Consider the following 19,367-nt stretch of genomic DNA (forward strand, 5'->3'; position numbering starts at 1 on the left):
TTCAAATTACTACTTCTCTCTTTATTCATTTTCGTTTTATACATTTACCAAAATTAACCGCTACACCTTCAAATATATCTATTTTACAACCTGTATTCCATCAAAAAAACCGCTCATTACTAGTGAAACGGTTTTAATCCCTTCAACATTTACTTCGTCTTCACAAAATAATATAAAAACCACACCGCATGGTTTTGTTCATCTGCAGCTATTCTCCGTAATAGCTCTTTCAGATATGCATCCGATGTCTCATCTGAAATTTCCAAGTAAAAATCTACTGTCTTCTGTTCATCTTGTATAGCGAATTCTAATCCTTGTAAATACGTATTTGGGCAGTCTTCAGTAATTTGTGGTTTCGGCTGCCTGCCAGTTAAGTTCGTATAAATTTGTACAAAGTTGTGGAAATGCTTTATTTCATCATTACGAATTTCAAGAATTTGTTTTTGTTCTACTTGATTTGGAGCCATATTCGCTAATTTTGCATAGCAGCTTATGGCGCTATACTCTCCATTTATAGCTTTTTCAATATCACTAATCAACTTATCATTTTGCCTATAACAATCATAATAATTTGAATTATACATCGTATCCCCCCATACTTTCGCTTACCATTTTATGCATTTAGAAATAGTAGGAGCCTGTGTATATAACGGGACGACTTTAGAATGAAAGAAAAGTTTGAGAAAAGGGTCTATTTTGCAAAGGAATTGCTTATGCATAAAATAATACTATTGTATACTGTTGCTATAAACTCTCGCGGGAGTTAGGAAAATAAATTCGCGAATCAACGATGGGTTCAACATGATGCGGTGCGAAGCTATTATGAGTTAAGTGACATAACTAGGAGGTTCCACTATGCCATCTTTATTTAAAACTATGGAGTTCCAGCTAAAAACCGAACGACTTGACCTGAGTATGTGGGAGGAATCCGATTCAGTTTGGATGAGGAAATTAATTGGCGAACGTGGTGTGGACATGCCGCCCCTCGACTCCGTTCGTAGCCGGCTTATTGAGATGCGCAAGAAGGCAGACGAAAATGGCATTTCCCTTCTCACTATTCGAAGGCGCAATGAAGGTGATTTCATCGGATACTGTGGCTTAATTATTGGACGTTCCACAATTGAAGAGCCGGAGATTGCATACGAGTTGTTCCGCAGCGCTCATGGTAAAGGTTATGCGACTGAGGCGGCATCTATTGTACTGGACGCGGCGATTGCTACTGGGCGCCAAAGACTTTGGTCGACTGTAGGCGCTTGGAATATCGCTTCCCTCCGGGTACTGGAAAAGATAGGATTTAAGCGTCATCACAGTACGTGGGATGACGAACGTGGTGAGATTGTCTGGAATGTACGTGACCTTTAGAGATCCCGACTTAATTCTAAACATAACACTTTTCAACAATTAGGTGTTTACATTGAGGAAAATCCAGAAAAATTAACAAACTTTATTATCAGCAAATATTCATTCTTCAGCTTATAGATTTCATCAAAAAAGCTGTTTCACTAATTAGTGAAACAGCTTTTTTAAGCGTTCAATTCTGTTTTATGCCCTTTTACTACACTACGTTTGAATGCAGTTGCTAATATAGTAACCATACTTACTATACCAATCCAAACGAGTACAGTAACAGGAGTATTCCAACTTAACCCTTTTCCGAAGAAGAAGATTTCTCTTAGGCCTTCAATCATAAATTTCATTGGTAACCATGAGTAAACCCAGTCTTGATAAAACGGAGACAACATCTCAGGTGCTAATGATAGTAACGGCGCCCCGAAGAATAGTAATAAAGCGAATAAACCGATTCCTTTTAGCCCAACTAATGAAAGTACCGCAGATATCATTAAGAAGAAACTAAAAGAAGTAATGGATAAGAATAGAGCTGTATCCTTGAAGTTCGAAATATTTAACCCTACCATCCCATCTGCAATCCATGTAAGACCAAACCCAATGACAAGTGTCGCCACTGCTCCAGTTATTATTTGTTTTAGTTTTAATACTAGGTTTTCTTTTCTTGTACCTACTGGCATTTTACTTATCGCAATAAAGATAATTGCTGCGCTCGCTAAACTTGCAATCCATAACGGCTGAAATAAAGACATTGGTGAATTACCGTTCGCACTATTTTTGCCAACCTCATTCATATTTTTCACGTTCTTTACAATAGGTGTTACTAATTTCGCAGCTTGATCTGCTGTTAATGTACCTCCTTTTTCCTTATATCCTTCTAATACTTGCGCGCGAACAGTATTGTTCATATTATCAACGATTGCATTTAACATTTGCCCAGCCATAGTTGATGCTGCTGTATTCATTCCTTGATTTATGAATATTTCTATCTCTGGAGAAGATGGCTGTGGCGTTCGTAATGATGCTTGTTTTGTGCTAAAGTCTTTCGGAATGACTAACGCTGCATAATACTCTTGGTTATTTAAACCTTTTTGAACTGCTTCCTTATTCTTCACTTCTACCCACTTTACCGCAGGTTCTTCATCTGATTTCGATGATTTTTTCACCGTATCAACAATTGTTTGCCCCATATTCATTTTCGATTGATTTGGAATTTCTACACCTTGATCCTCATTTACAATTGCAATTGGCAAGTTTTTCGGCTGCGGTTGAACAGTTGGAAATAACGTTAATGAAAAAATAAAAACAACAAGTAGTGCAAGAACTGGTGATAACAATAAAAATTTATTTTTAAACATTTTCTTTTCTCCTCCTTTAATTTGACCTATAATAATAAACAACGTGTTGTTTATTTATATTTTGAATTATATGTTCAAGTTGAACCTTATACAATAATCAAAAATCGTGAATGTGTTGGTTATAAGACACATTTTCTAAATGTGTTGTGTAAAATTAAGGAGGGACATGCTTTGCGCGATAGTAATTTAGATTTACGTGTTGTTCGTACGAAAACTGCTATACGAAATGCATTGGTGGAGCTAATTGAAGAAAAAGGTTTTGACGCCATTACAGTGAAAGATATTACAACGAAAGCAAACATTAATCGCGGTACTTTCTATACGCATTATCAAGATAAATTTGATTTAATGACAAAATGCCAAGAAGACATTATGTACGAGTTTTCTAACATTGCAAAACAGAAATTCCCTGAAGTTATTGCTGACCTTGGATCAAATCCTTCTACAACAATGCCATTTATACTTATCACTTCTATTCTTGAATTTCTAAATGAAAATAGTGATTTTATGAAAGCTGTACTAAGTCCGAAAGGAGATTTATCTTTCCAAACAAAACTGAAAGACTTTATGTGGAAAACATTATTTGAAGATACGAATGGTCCTCTCATTAATAAAGAGAATTTACTTGTTCCAAGCGAATACTTAACTTCTTATATGGCATCTGCACATATAGGTGTCATCCAGCAATGGTTAAATAATGGACAAAAAGAAACACCTGAGGAGATTGCTCACTTTTTATCAACAATCGCAGTTCATGGGCCTTTTTATGCAGCTGGCTTAAAGAAATAATTCAGCTATATAATAAAAGAACATCCACTATAATAGCGGATGTTCTTTTATTTCATTACAACACTTCAATATACCCTTCTGTTCCATGTACCCGAATTCGTTGTCCGTCTTTTATTAAATTCGTAGCATTCTCTACTCCAACAACTGCCGGTAATCCATATTCACGTGCAATTACTGCTCCGTGCGTCATAAGTCCGCCAACTTCAGTGACTAACCCTTTTATAGACACAAACAATGGTGTCCAGCCCGGATCAGTAAAAGCTGTAACTAATATGTCGCCCTCTTCTAAATTCGCTTCTTCCATGTTTAAAATAACGCGAGCTCTCCCCTCAATCACTCCTGAAGAAACAGGCAAACCTACAATCGCATCATCTGGGAGGTTTTCTCGTTTATATTTACCTGTAATGATTTCTCCATCAGACGTCATTATACGAGGAGGCGTTAGTTTTTCATATAATTTGTAATCATTTTTTTGTTTTTGGATAAGCTCATAATCTAGTTTATTCGTGCGAACTACTTCGTGAAGTTCTTCAAAAGTTAAATAGTATATATCATCAACTTCATGAATGACACCGCTCTGCACAAGTTGCTCAGCTTCTTTCAGTAACGCTTGCTTATATATGAAATAACGATTAATCATACCGTATTTTGGATATTCACGATAGCCGATAAAATTACGGATATTACGAATCATTCGCTTCGTTTCTTCTACTTTTTGTTTTCCACCCGGTAAGTGCTGTAATCGATTTACTAACTCTTCTTCTTTTTTTAAAGCTTCTTGCAGTCCTTCTTCAAATTTCCGCTTACTCGCACCATATTCAAAATCTCTTATATTATTTAAAATCATCGGGATAATTGTAGTTGGCTTTTCACTCCAGCGCGTTTTCGTAATGTCGATTTCTCCGCTACATCTCATTCCGTATTTATTTAGAAAAGTTAGAATGGCATCTCGAGCTTCTTCTCCACCTTTAAACTGAACTATTTCATCCAAAAAGTTCTCATTTTCTACATGTTGTAAATACGTAATAACTTCTGGATATGACCGAATCACATCAGCGACATCCATTAATGCTAAACCCATTTCAGATGTAATATTATTTTGTACCGATTGAGAAAGCGTGTCTGCTGCATTTTTTTCGCCTAGCCATTGCTCCATTTTTTCATTCATCCATGCTGAAGCATTCATTCCTGCCATAATAACAGCGATACTTTGCGGGTTAAATAATACTTTTTTTAATTGCTGGATGTCTTCCAAAATAAAATTAAGTACATCCACCCCTGATTTCATTTGCATGTTTCGTTTTAACTCTTTGATTGATGCTTCACTATTCTGTATTAAATTCGTAACGATTGCCGGATTATTTTCGATTTCTGGTTGCGAATTTGCAAGTTGCTTATTTTTACTAACAATCTTTTCTTTTTCATCATCCGGCAACAATGTAATAAAATTATCTCGCTCGATTATAGTCGTTAATGCATCTCTTACGAGTGGATCTGATTTTCCTAAAGTGTTTATTAAGTAATTTCTGCTAGCAGGTGAAGCTAATTGTTGCGTAGCATCAACAAACAGCCGTCCTCCCGCTTTACGCATAGGAGCATTAGTCGTTAACAGGAAAAAAGATAACCCAAGTGGTTTCATCGCATCAGTCATCATTTGTTGATGGCCAACTGATATATATACATGATTTCCCCCATCATTTTCTTCAGGAATTGGATATAAAGTCGTAATGGGGCGACTTTGGACAATATAAAATGTATTATGGGCTAAACACCATTCAATATCTTGCGGACAACCAAAATAAGCTTCAATCTGTCTTCCGATACTTGCTAGTTGTAAAATTTGTTGTTCAGACAATGTTTGAAGTTTTTGCTGATTAGGAGCAATTTTCTTTCTCTCTGTTCCGCCTTCTTTTCGTCCATAGATGGCTAATTTTTTCGTTGCGATGACCTTTTCGACGATTTTATCTTCTTTTACCTTATAATTATCGGCAGAAACCAATCCAGATACTAGCGCCTCGCCAAGTCCAAAGCTGGCATCGATTGACAACACCTTCCTATTCGAAGTAATCGGATCCGCAGTAAATAAAATCCCTGAAGCCTCAGGGAAAACCATTTTTTGAATGACAACACATATAGAAACTTGATTATGTTCAAAACCATTTTGCATGCGGTACGTAACTGCTCGCTTTGTAAATAAAGACGCCCAGCACTTTCTTACATGCTGTAAAATCGCTTCTTCTCCAATAATATTTAAATACGTATCTTGTTGACCTGCAAATGAAGCATACGGTAAATCTTCAGCTGTAGCACTCGAACGCACGGCATACGCATGTTCATTTCCAAAACGCGAGAGATAATGAGCTACTGCTTCCACTACATCAGTAGGGATTTCTACTGCCATAATGACTTCTCTAATCTTCTTACTCATTTCACCAATTTGAGCACGCTCTTCCATTTTCAACTTTGTTAGCTGCTGCAACAAAGTTTGAAGCTCTTCATTTTGCTCGATAGCCTTTTCATATCCTACCGTTGTAACACAAAAACCTTCGGGTACTTGTATACCTTGAATGTTTGTTAACTCCCCTAAATTCAATCCTTTTCCACCGACGAGAAAAAGCTGCGTTTTTTCTATTTCCTGAAAATCGAGAACGAAAGAACTCATGTAACATCTCTCCTTACTTTGCATGTGTACTTGATTGTAACAGTAGTAAATGAGAAGAAACAGTCTATTTCGAACTTGATTTACATGATATAATTAAGTTAGGAAGAGATTAAAAAATGCCCCAGTTGCATAATGAAGTAACTGGGGCTCCTTATTTCCGCTCAATTTTAAATTATAATTTATTCACAACTAACTTCAATGTACTTCTGTTTTTCTCCTTTTTTATAACACGCCATTAATTATCACACACAATTCTTACCTCGACAAATAGTATATAACTCGAAATACGCTTTAGTTTAACCTCCTGTGAGCCTTTTCACAGGAGGTTTTATACATACATATATTATTTATAATGAATTAGTTCTCCCACTTTCCAAAAAAAGGATGATTGTATTGGAAATGAAAAAACTTCAAGGAATTTATGATGATGTTATTAGTTTAGGGGAAAATTGTTATACCGCTATTCATCTAAAAAAATATAGGCTGCGGAAATATTCAGGTCCTCTAGATTGGTTTGAATCACCGAATCTTTCTTCTATCAACACATTATTGAAAAATAATTTTATAGACTTTATGGATTTAAAAAACATGCACGCAATGCAGGAACAAAATATTGTGTTTAATGATGGTGTGATACAACCTGTTTTTTCTCATATTATAAAAGACACAAAATATAACGTAACATCTTATCATGATTTCCCTGTTGTTCCAAATGAAGATTGGTTCATCACATACCATGATTTTAAACAAAAATTAGATCGAAGAATTGATAACTTTTACGAAAAAATTCATCATTCACAATCCATTTTATTTGTTAGATGGGGCGGAAACTTGACTGAAGCACTAGAATTACAAACCGTTTTATCAAATATTGTTAAAAATAATTTTAAGATTCTTTTACTCTATCCAACAGGACTTGAAAATGAAATAAACGAATTAGAATGGGGGCTTGATCATGTTTTCCCTATTCAAGTTTCAAGTAATTATCAAAATAAAAGAACTTGGTATATCCTCTTAAAAGATATACACTTAAACTCAAAATAATAGTAGAAACTACGACTTTACAATCAATATTTTTTGTTTGCACTTTATATAAATTGATATGTCTCCATCTTAATTCTAGGAGTAAATTATTGCTTTTTTAATCCCCCCACTCATTCTTTTCTCAAATCCTCCAAAATGGATTTGAGAAATTAGGGAACTATAATGTCGTATGAACATATAGTAAGGGGGATAAAAAGTGGACAATGAGATGAATTACGGAAGTGATTACAAGTTTATTCCAGCAACTTCAATTGAAAGTGGTCATGGCATCGAAGTATTGCCTGATTTGTTTTGCTACACGATTCAAATCGTCAACATATGTTTTGTTGGGAATCCGCATACCGATGATTTTGTTTTAGTTGACGCTGGAATGCCTAAATGTGCAAATGAAATTATCTCTATCGCTGAGGATCGATTTGGTACCAATAGTCGCCCAAAAGCAATTATTTTAACTCACGGCCATTTTGATCATGTTGGAGGAATAATTGAACTCATTAAATATTGGGATGTTCCAGTCTATGCCCATCAAATGGAGATACCGTTTTTGACTGGACAACAAAGCTATCCTGAACCAGATCCAACAGTTGAAGGTGGTATGGTAGCGAAAATGTCTCCCCTGTTCCCTAATGAACCGATTGATTTAGGAAATAGCGTAAAAGCACTACCTACCGATGGAACTGTTCCCCATATGCCAGAGTTTAGATGGATTCATACATCAGGGCATACTCCTGGGCATATTTCATTATTCAGAGAGAAAGACCGAACTTTAATTGCTGGGGACGCTTTTGTTACAGTGAAACAGGAGTATCTGTATAAAGTAATAACTCAAGAACAGGAAATAAGCGGTCCGCCTCGTTATTTAACAACAGACTGGAAAGCAGCTAAAGAATCAGTCATTAAATTAGAAGAATTAAAGCCTCTAGTCGCTATTACTGGACATGGGATACCAATGTCAGGTGAATTGCTATCAACAAGCCTCAAAACACTGGTTCAAGAATTTGATAAAATTGCTGTACCTGATTACGGAAAATATATAGATAAAAAGATGCATTAAATGCGGAAATACTTTGTTTATTTTTATATTAATGAATCAAAACACCAACGAATATTAAGTTTAATATGAAAAAACACTGTACTTAGGCAACATCTCTATTATAAGAATGGAACTACCCTTTATGAATAAAGCTCGATATTCCGCAAATACTATCCATAGTATAAGCCTGCTTCTTACCCAGGTTGTACTTCTTACCATTAAAGGTTGATTAAAGTGGGTTACGCTATATAGCATAACCCGTTTTTAATGAAACCTTTTATTCCATATACGTTTAAACAATGGAGGAAAATAATGAAACATATTGTTGCTTTATTAATTAAATACACAGCGATAACTGCAGTATTACTTATCGTACTTGGTATCTTTCAAGGCATTTCCATTCCTAGAGTATTACTCATTTCTCTTTTCTTAACAGGAGCTGCCTATTTAATTGGCGATCTCTTCATTTTGCCTAAATACGGAAATATGATTGCTACAATGGCAGATTTTGGCTTAACCTTCTTCGGAATTTGGCTTTTAACATCCTTATTTACTAATTTAGATGCTACTCGTAATATTGGATTTTCTTCATTTATGGCCACATTAATTATTGGCGGAATAGAGGTTTTCTTCCACATTTATATGAAGAGGTTAGTACTGCATAACGACGATGAATTAAGAAATCACAATCATATTCGCCATGATAAATATGCTATGGAAATGTCAGATGAATATATGGATTCTTCCACAATAAATAAATCCAAGCTTGAGGATACATCTAAAAAATAAAAAAGTGGCCAACGCCACTTTTTTATTTTTGTTTATTAAGCTTGATCAGAATTTCTTACATGTAACGGAGGTGGTACTACCCACCCTTTTTTCTTACTTAAACGCAGCAAAGTTACACCTGCTTGCGCCTTTTTCATATGAAATTGTCCGAATAGCATGCCTACATCTTCTCGAAGACATTTTCCCATCACTTGACTACATGTCACAAGTCCAGCTGCTAATCCTGTAGCAACAGCTGCTGCTATTTCAACATCATTAATACGTGCCCCTGGGGGAATGTCTTCGATAGATGCAACTGGTCGTTCTGGAGGAGCAGGTGGTAAAGCTACGCCATTAACCTTTAAAAGAGTTTTTAACTCTTCTATCTCCGAATTCATATCATTTTCAATTAAGCCTTCTAAAAACTTCTTCAAATCTTCATCACCTGTATGATTCATAAACACTTGATGGCTTGCAATTGCACCTTGTGCAGCTAAAAGATAACTCCAAATATCAAATACTTCTCCGTAATGTAACGGTTCATTTTGAGGATTTCCACTTAAAATACCCATCTTTAAATTCCTCCCTTTCGAAAATATCATAATAAATATTGATTTCAATATTGAAACCAAATTTTTAAGTATGCTTTTTCCTGCAAAAGATTTTCTACTATGCATGGAAAACACCTTTCCAACACTGTGTGTTTATTGTTTAGGAAAGTAGTTTACAAATCAAATACTCAAAGATTATGAAAGAAGATTATCGATAATCTTTGAGTGAGAATTCATTTACTATAAGGGTTTGTTTTTATACATATACAAAAGAAATTGATTTACATACCTGCTATATTGTATGCCCATTTACTTAGCGGTTAGCTCTACCACCAAGTTGTTGTTCAGCCATTGCTACTAAACGTTTTGTAATTTCACCACCAACAGATCCGTTTGAACGAGCTGTTGTATCTGCACCAAGTTGTACACCAAACTCTTGTGCAATTTCATATTTCATTTGATCAAGAGCCTGTTCAGCGCCTCGAACTAATAATTCATTACGATTTCCACTATTATTGTTTGCCATATTATTTCACCTCCGATGTTTTTAATATGTTACAAATTATGAAATAATAATTATCCTTTTTATGGAAATTTTATTGTGAATAAATATTGAGTTTCTTCTTAAAATAGAGCAAAAGACATAAGAAAGAAGAGTTGCTATAACGTACTTTCATAACAACAATATGTGTAAATTTCTCTTTACTAAAGATTTCTGTTTTGCCAAGAGATACATATAAATTATGAAAAATGATTTCTAAGGAGATATGAGATGAAAGCTGTAACCTATCAAGGACCAAACCAAGTACAAGTTAAACAAGTTGATGATGCAAAGTTAGAGAAAAAAGATGATATTATTGTAAGGATTACTTCAACCGCTATTTGCGGTTCTGATTTACATTTATATCAAGGTAACATGCCCTTACCTCAAGGATACATTATCGGCCATGAACCAATGGGAATCGTTGAAGAAGTCGGGCCAGATGTCACTAAAGTGAAAAAAGGCGATCGTGTTGTCATCCCCTTCAACGTTTCTTGTGGACATTGTTTCTATTGCCAACATGAAATGGAAAGTCAATGTGATAACTCAAACCCTCATTACGATTCTGGTGGATACTTTGGTTATACGGAGAAATTTGGTAATCATCCAGGCGGACAAGCAGAATATTTAAAAGTTCCATTTGGAAATTTTACTCCATTTGTTATACCGGAATCATGCGAGCTTGAAGATGAATCCCTACTATTTTTATCAGATGTTTTACCTACAGCCTATTGGAGTGTAATAAATGCAGGCGTTAAGCCAGGTGATACTGTTATCGTCCTTGGTTGTGGACCTGTTGGATTAATGACACAAAAATTTGCTTGGATGCAAGGCGCTAAACGTGTAATTGCAGTGGATTACTTAGATTATCGGATACATTATGCAAAAAAGATTAACAACGTTGAGGTATTTGAGTTTACAAAATTTCCAGATATGGGAGAACATTTAAAGGAAATTACACATGGCGGTGCCGATGTAGTCATTGATTGCGTGGGAATGGATGGAAAGAAATCGCCACTAGAATTTCTGGAACAAAAATTGAAATTACAAGGCGGAACTCTCGGCCCTATTCAAATTGCTACAAAAGCTGTAAGAAAATATGGAACGGTTCAAATGACTGGCGTTTATGGTGGCAATTATAATGCATTTCCACTCGGAGCATTTTGGGTTAGAAATATTAATCTTAAAATGGGACAAGCACCTGTCATTCATTTTATGCCAGAACTATTTGAAAAAATAACAAATAAAGAATTTGATCCAAAAGAGATTATTACACACAAAATCCCCCTTGAAGAAGCGAGCTACGGTTATCAAATTTTTAATAATCGTGAAGATGATTGTATAAAAGTCATTTTGAAACCTTGAAGATACAATTTGTTATTCTTTATAAAAAGGTAAGATTGCACTCCATAATCTTATCTTTTTTTATTACATGCTAAGTAGCTATTCCCTCACTTTCATCTCACATCGAAAAGAGTTATTTCAAAAGACTTTGCATTTTAAGGTAACGATTTATTGGTAAAAAAATGAATTTAAGTATTAAGTAACCAACTAGCGGACACGATAACAATGTTAACTAACTTAAAAAGAGGTGTCCTTCATGTTTTATTATAAAGAAGAAATAATTAATATGATTAAGCCGGATAAACCAGACCCAGCTGCCGCAAAAGTTTTACAAGAAATATTAGGCGGGCATTATGGTGAAATGCGTACAATGATGCAATATTTCTTCCAAAGCTCAAATTTTAGAGGCAAAGAGAAGCAATATCGCGATTTACTTCGAGGTGTTTTTTTAGAGGAAATAAGCCATGTAGAACTTGTACAACATACAATTAATCAACTATTAACTGGATCTGGTGAACCTACGCCAGGAAATGCTGGTATTGACAACGCACCACTTGATGAAGCGGTTAAACATGCAAATCCTCACCACTTTATTGTAGGTGCTCAAAGTTCATTGCCTGTTGATGCAGCTGGCAACCCATGGAATGGATCTTGGGTATATAGTCATGGGAATTTAATTAGCGATTTATTAGATAACGTAGTACTTGAATCTACAGGTGTACTTCAAAAAACTAGAATTTATGAAATGAGTTCCAATCAAACTTTTAGAGAAACACTTGCATTTTTAATTGTACGTGATAATGCACATCAAAATGCTTTCGCAAAAGCTTTAGAAACATTAGGCGTTGAATGGGGGAAACTCTTCCCTGTGCCGAACTATGATATTAATAAATACCCAGAGTGCAGAAAGTATGTAGACATGGGATTCCATAACGCACAATTTAATTTTAGTTTAGATTCAACAAGAATGGGGGAAATATTCCAAGGTGAATCTCCAAGTAGAAATAAAGGAACATTAACAGTAACTGACCCACCAAAAGGTTTTCCTGTACCAGAACTTCCTGAAATGCCAAATGAGCATAGTCCCGGATTAAAAGATATGGATCTTTAAGATCATTATGGCCAACTATTTATTCGTGGTTGGCCATAGCTCTTTATAAAGATTCATGTAAGCTTGTTGTTAATATGATAGGATGTTTTAAATAAATCCTCTTTATTTAAAAGTGATGTTAATTATAATTCTGCTCCTCTTAATGTCGTTTCTAATGAAGCATTAGAAGCTACTCATAACATCCCTACCTCTATTCACATATAGCATCCCTATATTGAAAAAAAGAGGAAGGGCTTGTCCCCCCTCTTCTTTTAATTTTTCTTTAAAAGAGTTGCTCCTGCAATCCCTGGGTGTGTCATTTCGAATGGATCTAGAATTAATTCTAAGTCTTCTTGTGACAGTACACCATTTTTCACACAAAGTTCTCGAACAGATTGCCCTGTCGCGATTGCTTCTTTCGCAACGCGAGCTGCTGCTTCATAACCGATATGAGGGTTCACGGCTGTAATAATTCCTACACTCTTCTCAACATACTCTTTTAAACGATCTTCATTCGCTTCAATTCCTTTTAAGCAATTATCTGTAAAAGCACGGAAACCGTTATTCATAATGCTAATCGATTGAAGTAAGTTGAAAACAAGTACTGGTTCCATAACGTTTAATTCTAATTGTCCTGCTTCTGAAGCAAGGCAAATTGTATGGTCATTACCAATTACTTGGAACGCAATTTGATTAATTACTTCTGGCATAACAGGGTTTACTTTCCCTGGCATAATAGATGAACCTGGTTGACGAGCTGGTAACATAATTTCCGCTAAACCAACACGTGGACCTGATGCCATTAAGCGAAGGTCATTCGCAATTTTAGACATATTCATCATACATACTTTAAGCGCTGCAGATACTTCAGTATAAGCATCCGTATTTTGCGTCGCATCTACTAAATCTTCTGCACCAACAAGCGGTAATTCACTAATTGCAGCTAAATGTTTTACAACTGCTTCAATATATTCTGGATCTGCATTTAAGCCTGTACCAACTGCAGTTGCCCCCATATTTACTTCATATAAATGTTGACGCGATTGTTGAATTCGTTTCATATCACGTTCAAGTACGCGAGAGTATGCTTTAAACTCTTGTCCAAGACGAATTGGCACCGCATCTTGTAAATGTGTACGACCCATTTTAATAACATGGTCAAACTGTTCTGCTTTTAATTCAAATACATCATGCATATAACCCATCGTTTGTAATAAGCCTTCTAGTGCATTTAACGTTGCGATATGAATCGCCGTTGGGAATGCATCATTTGTTGATTGGGCCATATTTACATGGCTATTTGGACTAATATAATGATAGTCTCCCTTTTCCATTCCTAATAATTCAAGAGCACGATTGGCAATGACTTCATTTGCGTTCATATTCATTGAAGTACCTGCTCCGCCTTGGATTGGATCTACGATGAAATGATCATGCCATTTTCCATCAAGAATTTCTTGAGCAGCTTCTGCGATCGCGCCGCCCTTGTTCAATTCCAATCTTCCTACATCTGTATTCGCAAGCGCTGCTGCTTTTTTTACAATTGCGAACGCTCTAATTAAACTTTCATGAATTTTATACCCTGTAATCGGGAAATTTTCAACAGCGCGTAAAGTCTGAATTCCGTAATATGCCTCAATAGGTAATTCCTTTCCTCCCAAAAAATCATTCTCCACTCGCACGTTCTTGTTTGTCATTGCCATTTTAATTTCTCCCCCATATTAAATGTAAAACCTAAATAAATCATATGAAGTCATTACCAATCCTTATCAGATTTTATTGTTAAATCGTAGGCTAAAGGCTCTTCAATAATTTTTTTAATCTCTTCTAATTTATTAGTTTTCCCAAGCGCCCACATCAATTTTGCTATGATTGCTTCCGTATTCATATCTCCAGACAATATTACTTGATGTTGTGCCACTTTCCGTCCTACTTCATAGAGAAGTATGTCTTCTCCTTCTTCCAGGCATTGAGTAGTAATCACTACAGCAATCCCCATTTCAGTCAACTCTTGAATTTTCGAAAGCAAGTTCCTTCCTTCAAAAGGTAATCCACCGTTACCAAAACTTTCAATAATAATCCCTTTATACAAATCTTTTAAACAATCAAATATCTCTGGTTTTGTACCTGGATACAATTTCATAAGAAAAACATCCGTACATAAATTAGTATTTATTGAAAGTTCATTATGGGAGGACGTTGGCTTCCAATGATATTTCACTTCATCTTCATTTACCTCAGCAACATATGGATAATTCACACTTTCAAATGCATCATAACTTTTTGTTCGCATTTTAACTGCTCTCGTCCCAATAATCACCCTACTATCAAAAACAATAAACACACCGCCAACATCCTCACAGGCAAATCTAAGAGCATCAGCTACATTTTTCTTTGCGTCTGTCTTTTTAAAACTAATAGGTACTTGTGAACCTGTTAAAACAACTGGTTTTCTTAAACCTTGAAGCATATAAGATAACGCGGAAGATGTATAAGCTAACGTATCCGTTCCATGTGTAATCACAAACCCGTCATAGTCATCATAGTGATTAAAAACAGCATTAGCTATTTCTTTCCAGTGCTCAGGTTGCATATTGGTACTATCAATATTCATTAAGATTTTGCAATCTATTTCTAAGTTTCGAGAAGACTTCGAAAAATAATTCAATAATTCCTCAGCGGACAATCCTGGAACAAGCCCCTCATTCCCCTCCACAGATGCAATTGTCCCACCAGTTGCAAGTAATAAAATTTTCTTCATACACAACCCCTCCATAAAATAAACAACGATATATCGTTCGCGTAATGCGTATTTATATTTATCATTATAGAACTTAATTTGAATTAATCAAGATTTTGTATTCAATACGCGTACTTTTTTTCTATTCTTGATTCTTTTTCTATGTTATAATTAATTTAATAAAATTAGATGGGGTATGAGACGAATGCTGGAACGTTTATCTAAATTAAGAAAAAATCAAAAATGGTCCTTACAAGAGACAGCAGATCGACTTGGGATTGCGAAAAGCACCTATGCTGGTTATGAAAATGGTTATAGATTACCTTCATTACAATCTTTATCTAAAATAGCCGATTTATTTGATACATCTGTAGATTATATATTAGGTCGAATTGAACATTCACATCAAAACAAAGATGTAATTGATATTACAAGACTCCTAAACGATTCAGATTCAACACTTTTAATAGATGGAGAAGCACTGTCAACAGAAGAGATAATAGATTTTATTGCTTTTGTGAGAAGTAAACGAGAACTAAGTTCCAAGAGAATAGAAAATATTGAACCAACATGTAAAAGTTAATTCAATAAAAAACGAAGACACTGCACTCTTTAAACTTAGAAATACTTAGACAATTAATTTGTAAACGGTTTATATAATGAATTCTTAGCAGCTGGCCTCATTTGGGGACTTATACTTGGAAACAATCCCATTGGTTATATGATTCAATTATTTTTCATCATTTGTGTAGTGGTAGTAGCTATTTTCGGAGGTTTCACATCCAATAAATCAATTATCATGAAACAAGGACTTCTCGCTATTTTAGCGTTGCTTGCCCTTTTATCTGTCATATAGAACTAAAGCTTTTCAATAAAGGAACTCACTTTTGAAGAATACGCCATTCTTTCTGTAGATTTATAAAAAAGAATGGCGTTTTTGTATGTCTATTTCTGTATCGAAAGAATTTGAAAGTATAACAGAATTCAAACAAGACTTAGCAAAGTATATAAAGTACTATAATCATGAAAGAATCAAGGAAAAATAAAAGGAAATGAATCCAGTATTATACTAGGCTCATTCCCTAGAGGCTACTTAATAAACCGACCTTTCTAACTTTCGGGGGCACAGTCTAGTTGAAGTGCTACAAGCAACGAATTTACTACTTTAAAAGTGTTTAACCTTGAAGTACTTAATTCTTTTTTCCAGACAAAGCATACATTATATCTTGATGCTTTATTGTCCTCTTATAATTATGTGGTATCGGGAATTTGTTTCGGTGTTCTTTTATTATAATTACTGTAAGTGATAAAGCTACAGGTATAAAAAATATTAACAAAGCATCTTAATGTTTATGAAATTCTTTGTTAATAGTTTCTCTTCTCCCTAATCTCCTGCGAGACTATATTTTTTATTAAAATTTCCCATATCTTATTTGATTTATTCTGTAACACCAGATTGGGTTACTTTTACATCAGCAGTTACACGAAAACGTAAATGTTTATAGGATTCTTCCCATTCTTGACTGTTCCATTTTCTTACGTGAGTTCTACCAAGCTTTCTAAGTCCTATAGGATCTGTGTCTTTTTTAATAAATCTCTTTATCAATGTAGTTGCTTTTTTTTCTATTTCTTTTCCCATAATTTTTTCTAATTTTTTTATTTCTTTAGGATTATCTAGATTTTTTGTTTTTGTAAATTCTTGAATTTCAGCTTTAACTTGAATATGAGCATTTACGAATGGATGCTTACTATTCCCCTCCATCTTATATTTTGTTCTAGCTTTTATATTCTCTATCGTGGCATAAGTGTTTGAAGAACCAGGTAGTTTGAATTGGTATGTACCTTGTTTAAAATTATCTGTCAACAATTTAAATACAAATAAATCTTTAGGGTTCACTTTATCAACCATTTTACATCTTTTAAAAAGTGCTATTCCATTTAACTCCAACACATTCCCTTTTTTAGATATCATCGGTAAATAGGAATCTCTCGCATCATCATCAAGTTGATTTAAAAACATAAAAAAGTTTGTTTTTGGTTGCGTCCCATTGTTCATATTTTGCTCCAGTAAAGAGGATAGATAAGAAGCAATTTCTTTTTCTTTAGAATAGTTCCCCTTTAATAGTGATTCCCCTTTTACATTTGTAATTGCTAAATAAATTGCATTTCCTACACTAGGATTTCGGTTCAAAGTCTCTAAAATTTCCTGCATTCCCTTTTCAATTATTTTTTCATTAAATATAATAACACGCAATTGACCCAACTCTAGAGGTCCAGAAGATTTTTCGGATGCTCTTGCAAGAACTTCTCTACCAGTCTGGCCTGATGCTGAATAGATTTTTGTTTCACCTTCCCCACCTCCTCGTATGATTAAGTTAGGTTTTTTAGGGACGGGATGTACCTATAAACCCAAGAGTATCTATTTTTATGAGATACTTAAATTTGTAGATAGAGTGTTGCCGACCACCTCCTTGAATCTTTGTATTCGGTTGAAAGAATGGTACCTCTGTCTAATAAGTAGTTTACGAATGAGTTGGATGTTGATGACCATTGGTCATTCTTCGTATCTCTTACGAGGTAGTAGCGCTTATTAGTTCAGAGGAGGACAACACTATCTAACACTGATTAAAATAGGGGTGTAAGCTATGTTCTATTTAGGTATTGATATCGCTAAACATAAACATTATGCGTCCATTATCGATCAAACTGGAAAACCTATTACTAAGCCATTTCCCTTTCAGAATCACAAAGAAGGTGGACAAGCACTATTAAATTGGATGTACCGATACATTGAGTCTCCTACAGAAATAATGATTGGAATGGAGGCAACAGGACATTATTGGTTAGCCATTTATTCTTTTCTACTGGATCATGGCTTCTCAGTCGTTGTATTAAATCCAATTCAAACCAATGCCTGGCGAAAAGGAACAGAAATTAGAAAGCGGAAAACAGACGCCATTGATGCCACTATGATTGCCGATATCATTCGATTCGGCCGTTTTGTTGAAACTCCACTTGTGGACGAGAAAATGTTCGCTCTAAAACAAATGAGCCGCTTTCGTAATGCGCTTGTAAGTAATATGAGTGATTTAAAAAGAAAAGCTCTTGTCGTATTAGATCAGACTTTCCCAGAGTACCAAAGCATCTTTTCGGATGTTTTTGGTAAAACTTCTTCACAAATCTTACTTGAATATTCCTCTCCTAGTGACTATGAACAGATATCTATTGATGATTTAACACAAATAATTGAGCAAACCAGTCGTAACCGACTTGGGAAGAAAACAGCCAACAAACTAATGGAATTAGCCTCTAATTCGTTTGGTGTTACTTTCTGTAAAAACGCTTTTTCCTTTCAACTAAAAATGTTGATGGAGCAAATTCGTTTTATCGAAGATCAAATCAAAGAGTGTGAAGAAGAAATGTCACAACTTTTAATTGATTTAGATACTCCTATCATGACAATACCTGGCGTTGGACCGATTTTAGGTGCCACTATACTAAGTGAAATTGGGGATATACACCGCTTTGACAAACCATCTAAACTTGTCGCATACGCAGGCATCGATGCCTCTGTGTCCCAATCTGGGCAATTTGAATCCTCAGGTACGTCTATATCCAAACGTGGCTCTTCTCATTTGCGTAGAGCCTTATTCCAGGCGGCTATTACAGCTCATAAACATGACCCTGTATTAAAAGCCTTTTATGAAAAGAAACGAAAACAAGGAAAGCACTACTATGTTTGTATAGGAGCCGTAGCTAGAAAGCTGTGTTACATTATCTATGCCATTCTTAAAAGCAATAAACCTTATGAAATTCCACCACACACAACAGAAACATGAACTTCTCATTTTTTTGAAAATCCTTAGGTTTATTTGATACGCCCTTTTTTAGAGAAACACCCCCTATTTATATAAAAAATCCTCCTTGACTTCTCATAGTTGGTCTTTATAAGCTGAAATCGCAAAGGTTCCTTTTAGCTTACCTTCTGCTTCGGTATCATATGCCGCAACCTGAACTAAGTCAATGTCATCCACAATTTTCGTTTTAGCACAACCTATTAAGAAGACACTTAATATAAGGAAAAGTATCCATCGCTTCAT

At 35.0% G+C, this 19,367-nt stretch carries 16 protein-coding genes and 5 pseudogenes; 11 read left to right on the forward strand and 10 right to left on the reverse strand.

Annotation, left to right across the window (positions count from 1 at the left end; genetic code table 11):
• Positions 1–149 precede the first annotated feature (149 nt).
• Positions 150–584 carry a ferritin-like domain-containing protein gene (locus tag MHB52_RS15730; RefSeq protein WP_016118196.1) on the reverse strand — a complete coding sequence of 145 codons (435 nt, stop codon included), beginning with the start codon at positions 582–584 and terminating at the stop codon, positions 150–152.
• A 271-nt stretch (positions 585–855) separates the two neighbouring features.
• On the opposite strand from MHB52_RS15730, the gene MHB52_RS15735 reads away from it, so the two are divergent.
• Positions 856–1,362, forward strand: coding sequence for a GNAT family N-acetyltransferase (locus tag MHB52_RS15735; protein WP_016118197.1), 507 nt, complete (start codon positions 856–858; stop codon positions 1,360–1,362).
• 161 nt (positions 1,363–1,523) lie between these two features.
• On the opposite strand, the gene MHB52_RS15740 is transcribed toward MHB52_RS15735, so the two are convergent.
• Positions 1,524–2,705 carry a YhgE/Pip domain-containing protein gene (locus MHB52_RS15740; RefSeq protein ID WP_016118198.1) on the reverse strand — a complete coding sequence of 394 codons (1,182 nt, stop codon included), beginning with the start codon at positions 2,703–2,705 and terminating at the stop codon, positions 1,524–1,526.
• 171 nt (positions 2,706–2,876) lie between these two features.
• On the opposite strand from MHB52_RS15740, the gene MHB52_RS15745 reads away from it, so the two are divergent.
• Positions 2,877–3,494, forward strand: a complete 618-nt coding sequence (locus MHB52_RS15745) for a TetR/AcrR family transcriptional regulator (RefSeq protein ID WP_033694031.1) — start codon at positions 2,877–2,879, stop codon at positions 3,492–3,494.
• Positions 3,495–3,549: 55 nt separating this feature from the next.
• Here the strand turns inward: MHB52_RS15745 and ppsA are convergent, their stop codons facing one another.
• Positions 3,550–6,156 (reverse strand): phosphoenolpyruvate synthase, encoded by a 2,607-nt coding sequence (ppsA, locus tag MHB52_RS15750; RefSeq protein WP_061664379.1) that lies wholly within the window; start codon positions 6,154–6,156, stop codon positions 3,550–3,552.
• Positions 6,157–6,540: 384 nt separating this feature from the next.
• On the opposite strand from ppsA, the gene MHB52_RS15755 reads away from it, so the two are divergent.
• The 3 genes from MHB52_RS15755 (at position 6,541) to MHB52_RS15765 (ending at position 9,022) form a co-directional block, all read left to right on the forward strand.
• Complete coding sequence (locus tag MHB52_RS15755; protein WP_002000036.1) at positions 6,541–7,200, forward strand: DUF1796 family putative cysteine peptidase; 660 nt, start codon at positions 6,541–6,543, stop codon at positions 7,198–7,200.
• 196 nt (positions 7,201–7,396) lie between these two features.
• A complete protein-coding gene (locus MHB52_RS15760; protein WP_000368278.1) occupies positions 7,397–8,254 on the forward strand; it encodes an MBL fold metallo-hydrolase in 858 nt (285 codons plus the stop codon).
• 291 nt (positions 8,255–8,545) lie between these two features.
• Positions 8,546–9,022 carry a YndM family protein gene (locus tag MHB52_RS15765; RefSeq protein ID WP_016118201.1) on the forward strand — a complete coding sequence of 159 codons (477 nt, stop codon included), beginning with the start codon at positions 8,546–8,548 and terminating at the stop codon, positions 9,020–9,022.
• Positions 9,023–9,057: 35 nt separating this feature from the next.
• Here MHB52_RS15765 and MHB52_RS15770 read toward each other — a convergent pair whose 3' ends face one another.
• Positions 9,058–9,573, reverse strand: coding sequence for a DUF3231 family protein (locus MHB52_RS15770; RefSeq protein ID WP_000512125.1), 516 nt, complete (start codon positions 9,571–9,573; stop codon positions 9,058–9,060).
• A gap of 292 nt (positions 9,574–9,865) precedes the next feature.
• Positions 9,866–10,078, reverse strand: a complete 213-nt coding sequence (sasP, locus tag MHB52_RS15775; protein WP_000002833.1) for a small acid-soluble spore protein, SasP family — start codon at positions 10,076–10,078, stop codon at positions 9,866–9,868.
• Between the two features lie 246 nt (positions 10,079–10,324).
• Here sasP and MHB52_RS15780 point away from each other — a divergent pair, with 246 nt between their 5' ends.
• Both MHB52_RS15780 and MHB52_RS15785 read left to right on the forward strand, forming a co-directional pair.
• A complete protein-coding gene (locus tag MHB52_RS15780) occupies positions 10,325–11,458 on the forward strand; it encodes a zinc-dependent alcohol dehydrogenase (RefSeq protein ID WP_061664378.1) in 1,134 nt (377 codons plus the stop codon).
• Positions 11,459–11,693: 235 nt separating this feature from the next.
• Complete coding sequence (locus MHB52_RS15785) at positions 11,694–12,548, forward strand: manganese catalase family protein (protein WP_016118202.1); 855 nt, start codon at positions 11,694–11,696, stop codon at positions 12,546–12,548.
• A gap of 251 nt (positions 12,549–12,799) precedes the next feature.
• Here MHB52_RS15785 and aspA read toward each other — a convergent pair whose 3' ends face one another.
• Complete coding sequence (gene aspA, locus MHB52_RS15790) at positions 12,800–14,230, reverse strand: aspartate ammonia-lyase (RefSeq protein ID WP_001251924.1); 1,431 nt, start codon at positions 14,228–14,230, stop codon at positions 12,800–12,802.
• A 53-nt stretch (positions 14,231–14,283) separates the two neighbouring features.
• Complete coding sequence (ansA, locus tag MHB52_RS15795) at positions 14,284–15,288, reverse strand: asparaginase (protein ID WP_000722299.1); 1,005 nt, start codon at positions 15,286–15,288, stop codon at positions 14,284–14,286.
• A gap of 184 nt (positions 15,289–15,472) precedes the next feature.
• Between ansA and ansR the strand changes: the two genes are divergently transcribed.
• From ansR to MHB52_RS15810, 3 genes and pseudogenes are all read left to right on the forward strand, one after another.
• Entirely contained in the window at positions 15,473–15,850 is a 378-nt protein-coding gene (gene ansR, locus MHB52_RS15800; RefSeq protein WP_000893572.1) for an HTH-type transcriptional regulator AnsR, read from the forward strand.
• A 66-nt stretch (positions 15,851–15,916) separates the two neighbouring features.
• Positions 15,917–16,123 (forward strand): annotated as a pseudogene (locus MHB52_RS15805) (DUF1304 domain-containing protein); the annotation flags it as partial.
• 103 nt (positions 16,124–16,226) lie between these two features.
• Positions 16,227–16,313, forward strand: a pseudogene (locus MHB52_RS15810) (IS3 family transposase); the annotation flags it as partial.
• 64 nt (positions 16,314–16,377) lie between these two features.
• On the opposite strand, the pseudogene MHB52_RS15815 reads toward MHB52_RS15810, so the two are convergent.
• Positions 16,378–16,568, reverse strand: a pseudogene (locus tag MHB52_RS15815) (hypothetical protein); the annotation flags it as partial.
• Positions 16,569–16,705: 137 nt separating this feature from the next.
• Positions 16,706–17,632, reverse strand: a pseudogene (locus tag MHB52_RS15820) (Ger(x)C family spore germination protein); the annotation flags it as partial.
• A gap of 280 nt (positions 17,633–17,912) precedes the next feature.
• Here MHB52_RS15820 and MHB52_RS15825 point away from each other — a divergent pair.
• On the forward strand, positions 17,913–19,106 hold the full coding sequence (locus MHB52_RS15825) for an IS110-like element ISBth13 family transposase (RefSeq protein WP_061663050.1): 1,194 nt from the start codon (positions 17,913–17,915) through the stop codon (positions 19,104–19,106).
• 105 nt (positions 19,107–19,211) lie between these two features.
• Here the strand turns inward: MHB52_RS15825 and MHB52_RS15830 are convergent.
• A pseudogene (locus MHB52_RS15830) lies at positions 19,212–19,367 on the reverse strand (Ger(x)C family spore germination protein); the annotation flags it as partial.

Source organism: Bacillus sp. FSL K6-0073, from assembly GCF_038006085.1.
GTDB classification, from domain to species: domain Bacteria; phylum Bacillota; class Bacilli; order Bacillales; family Bacillaceae_G; genus Bacillus_A; species Bacillus_A cereus.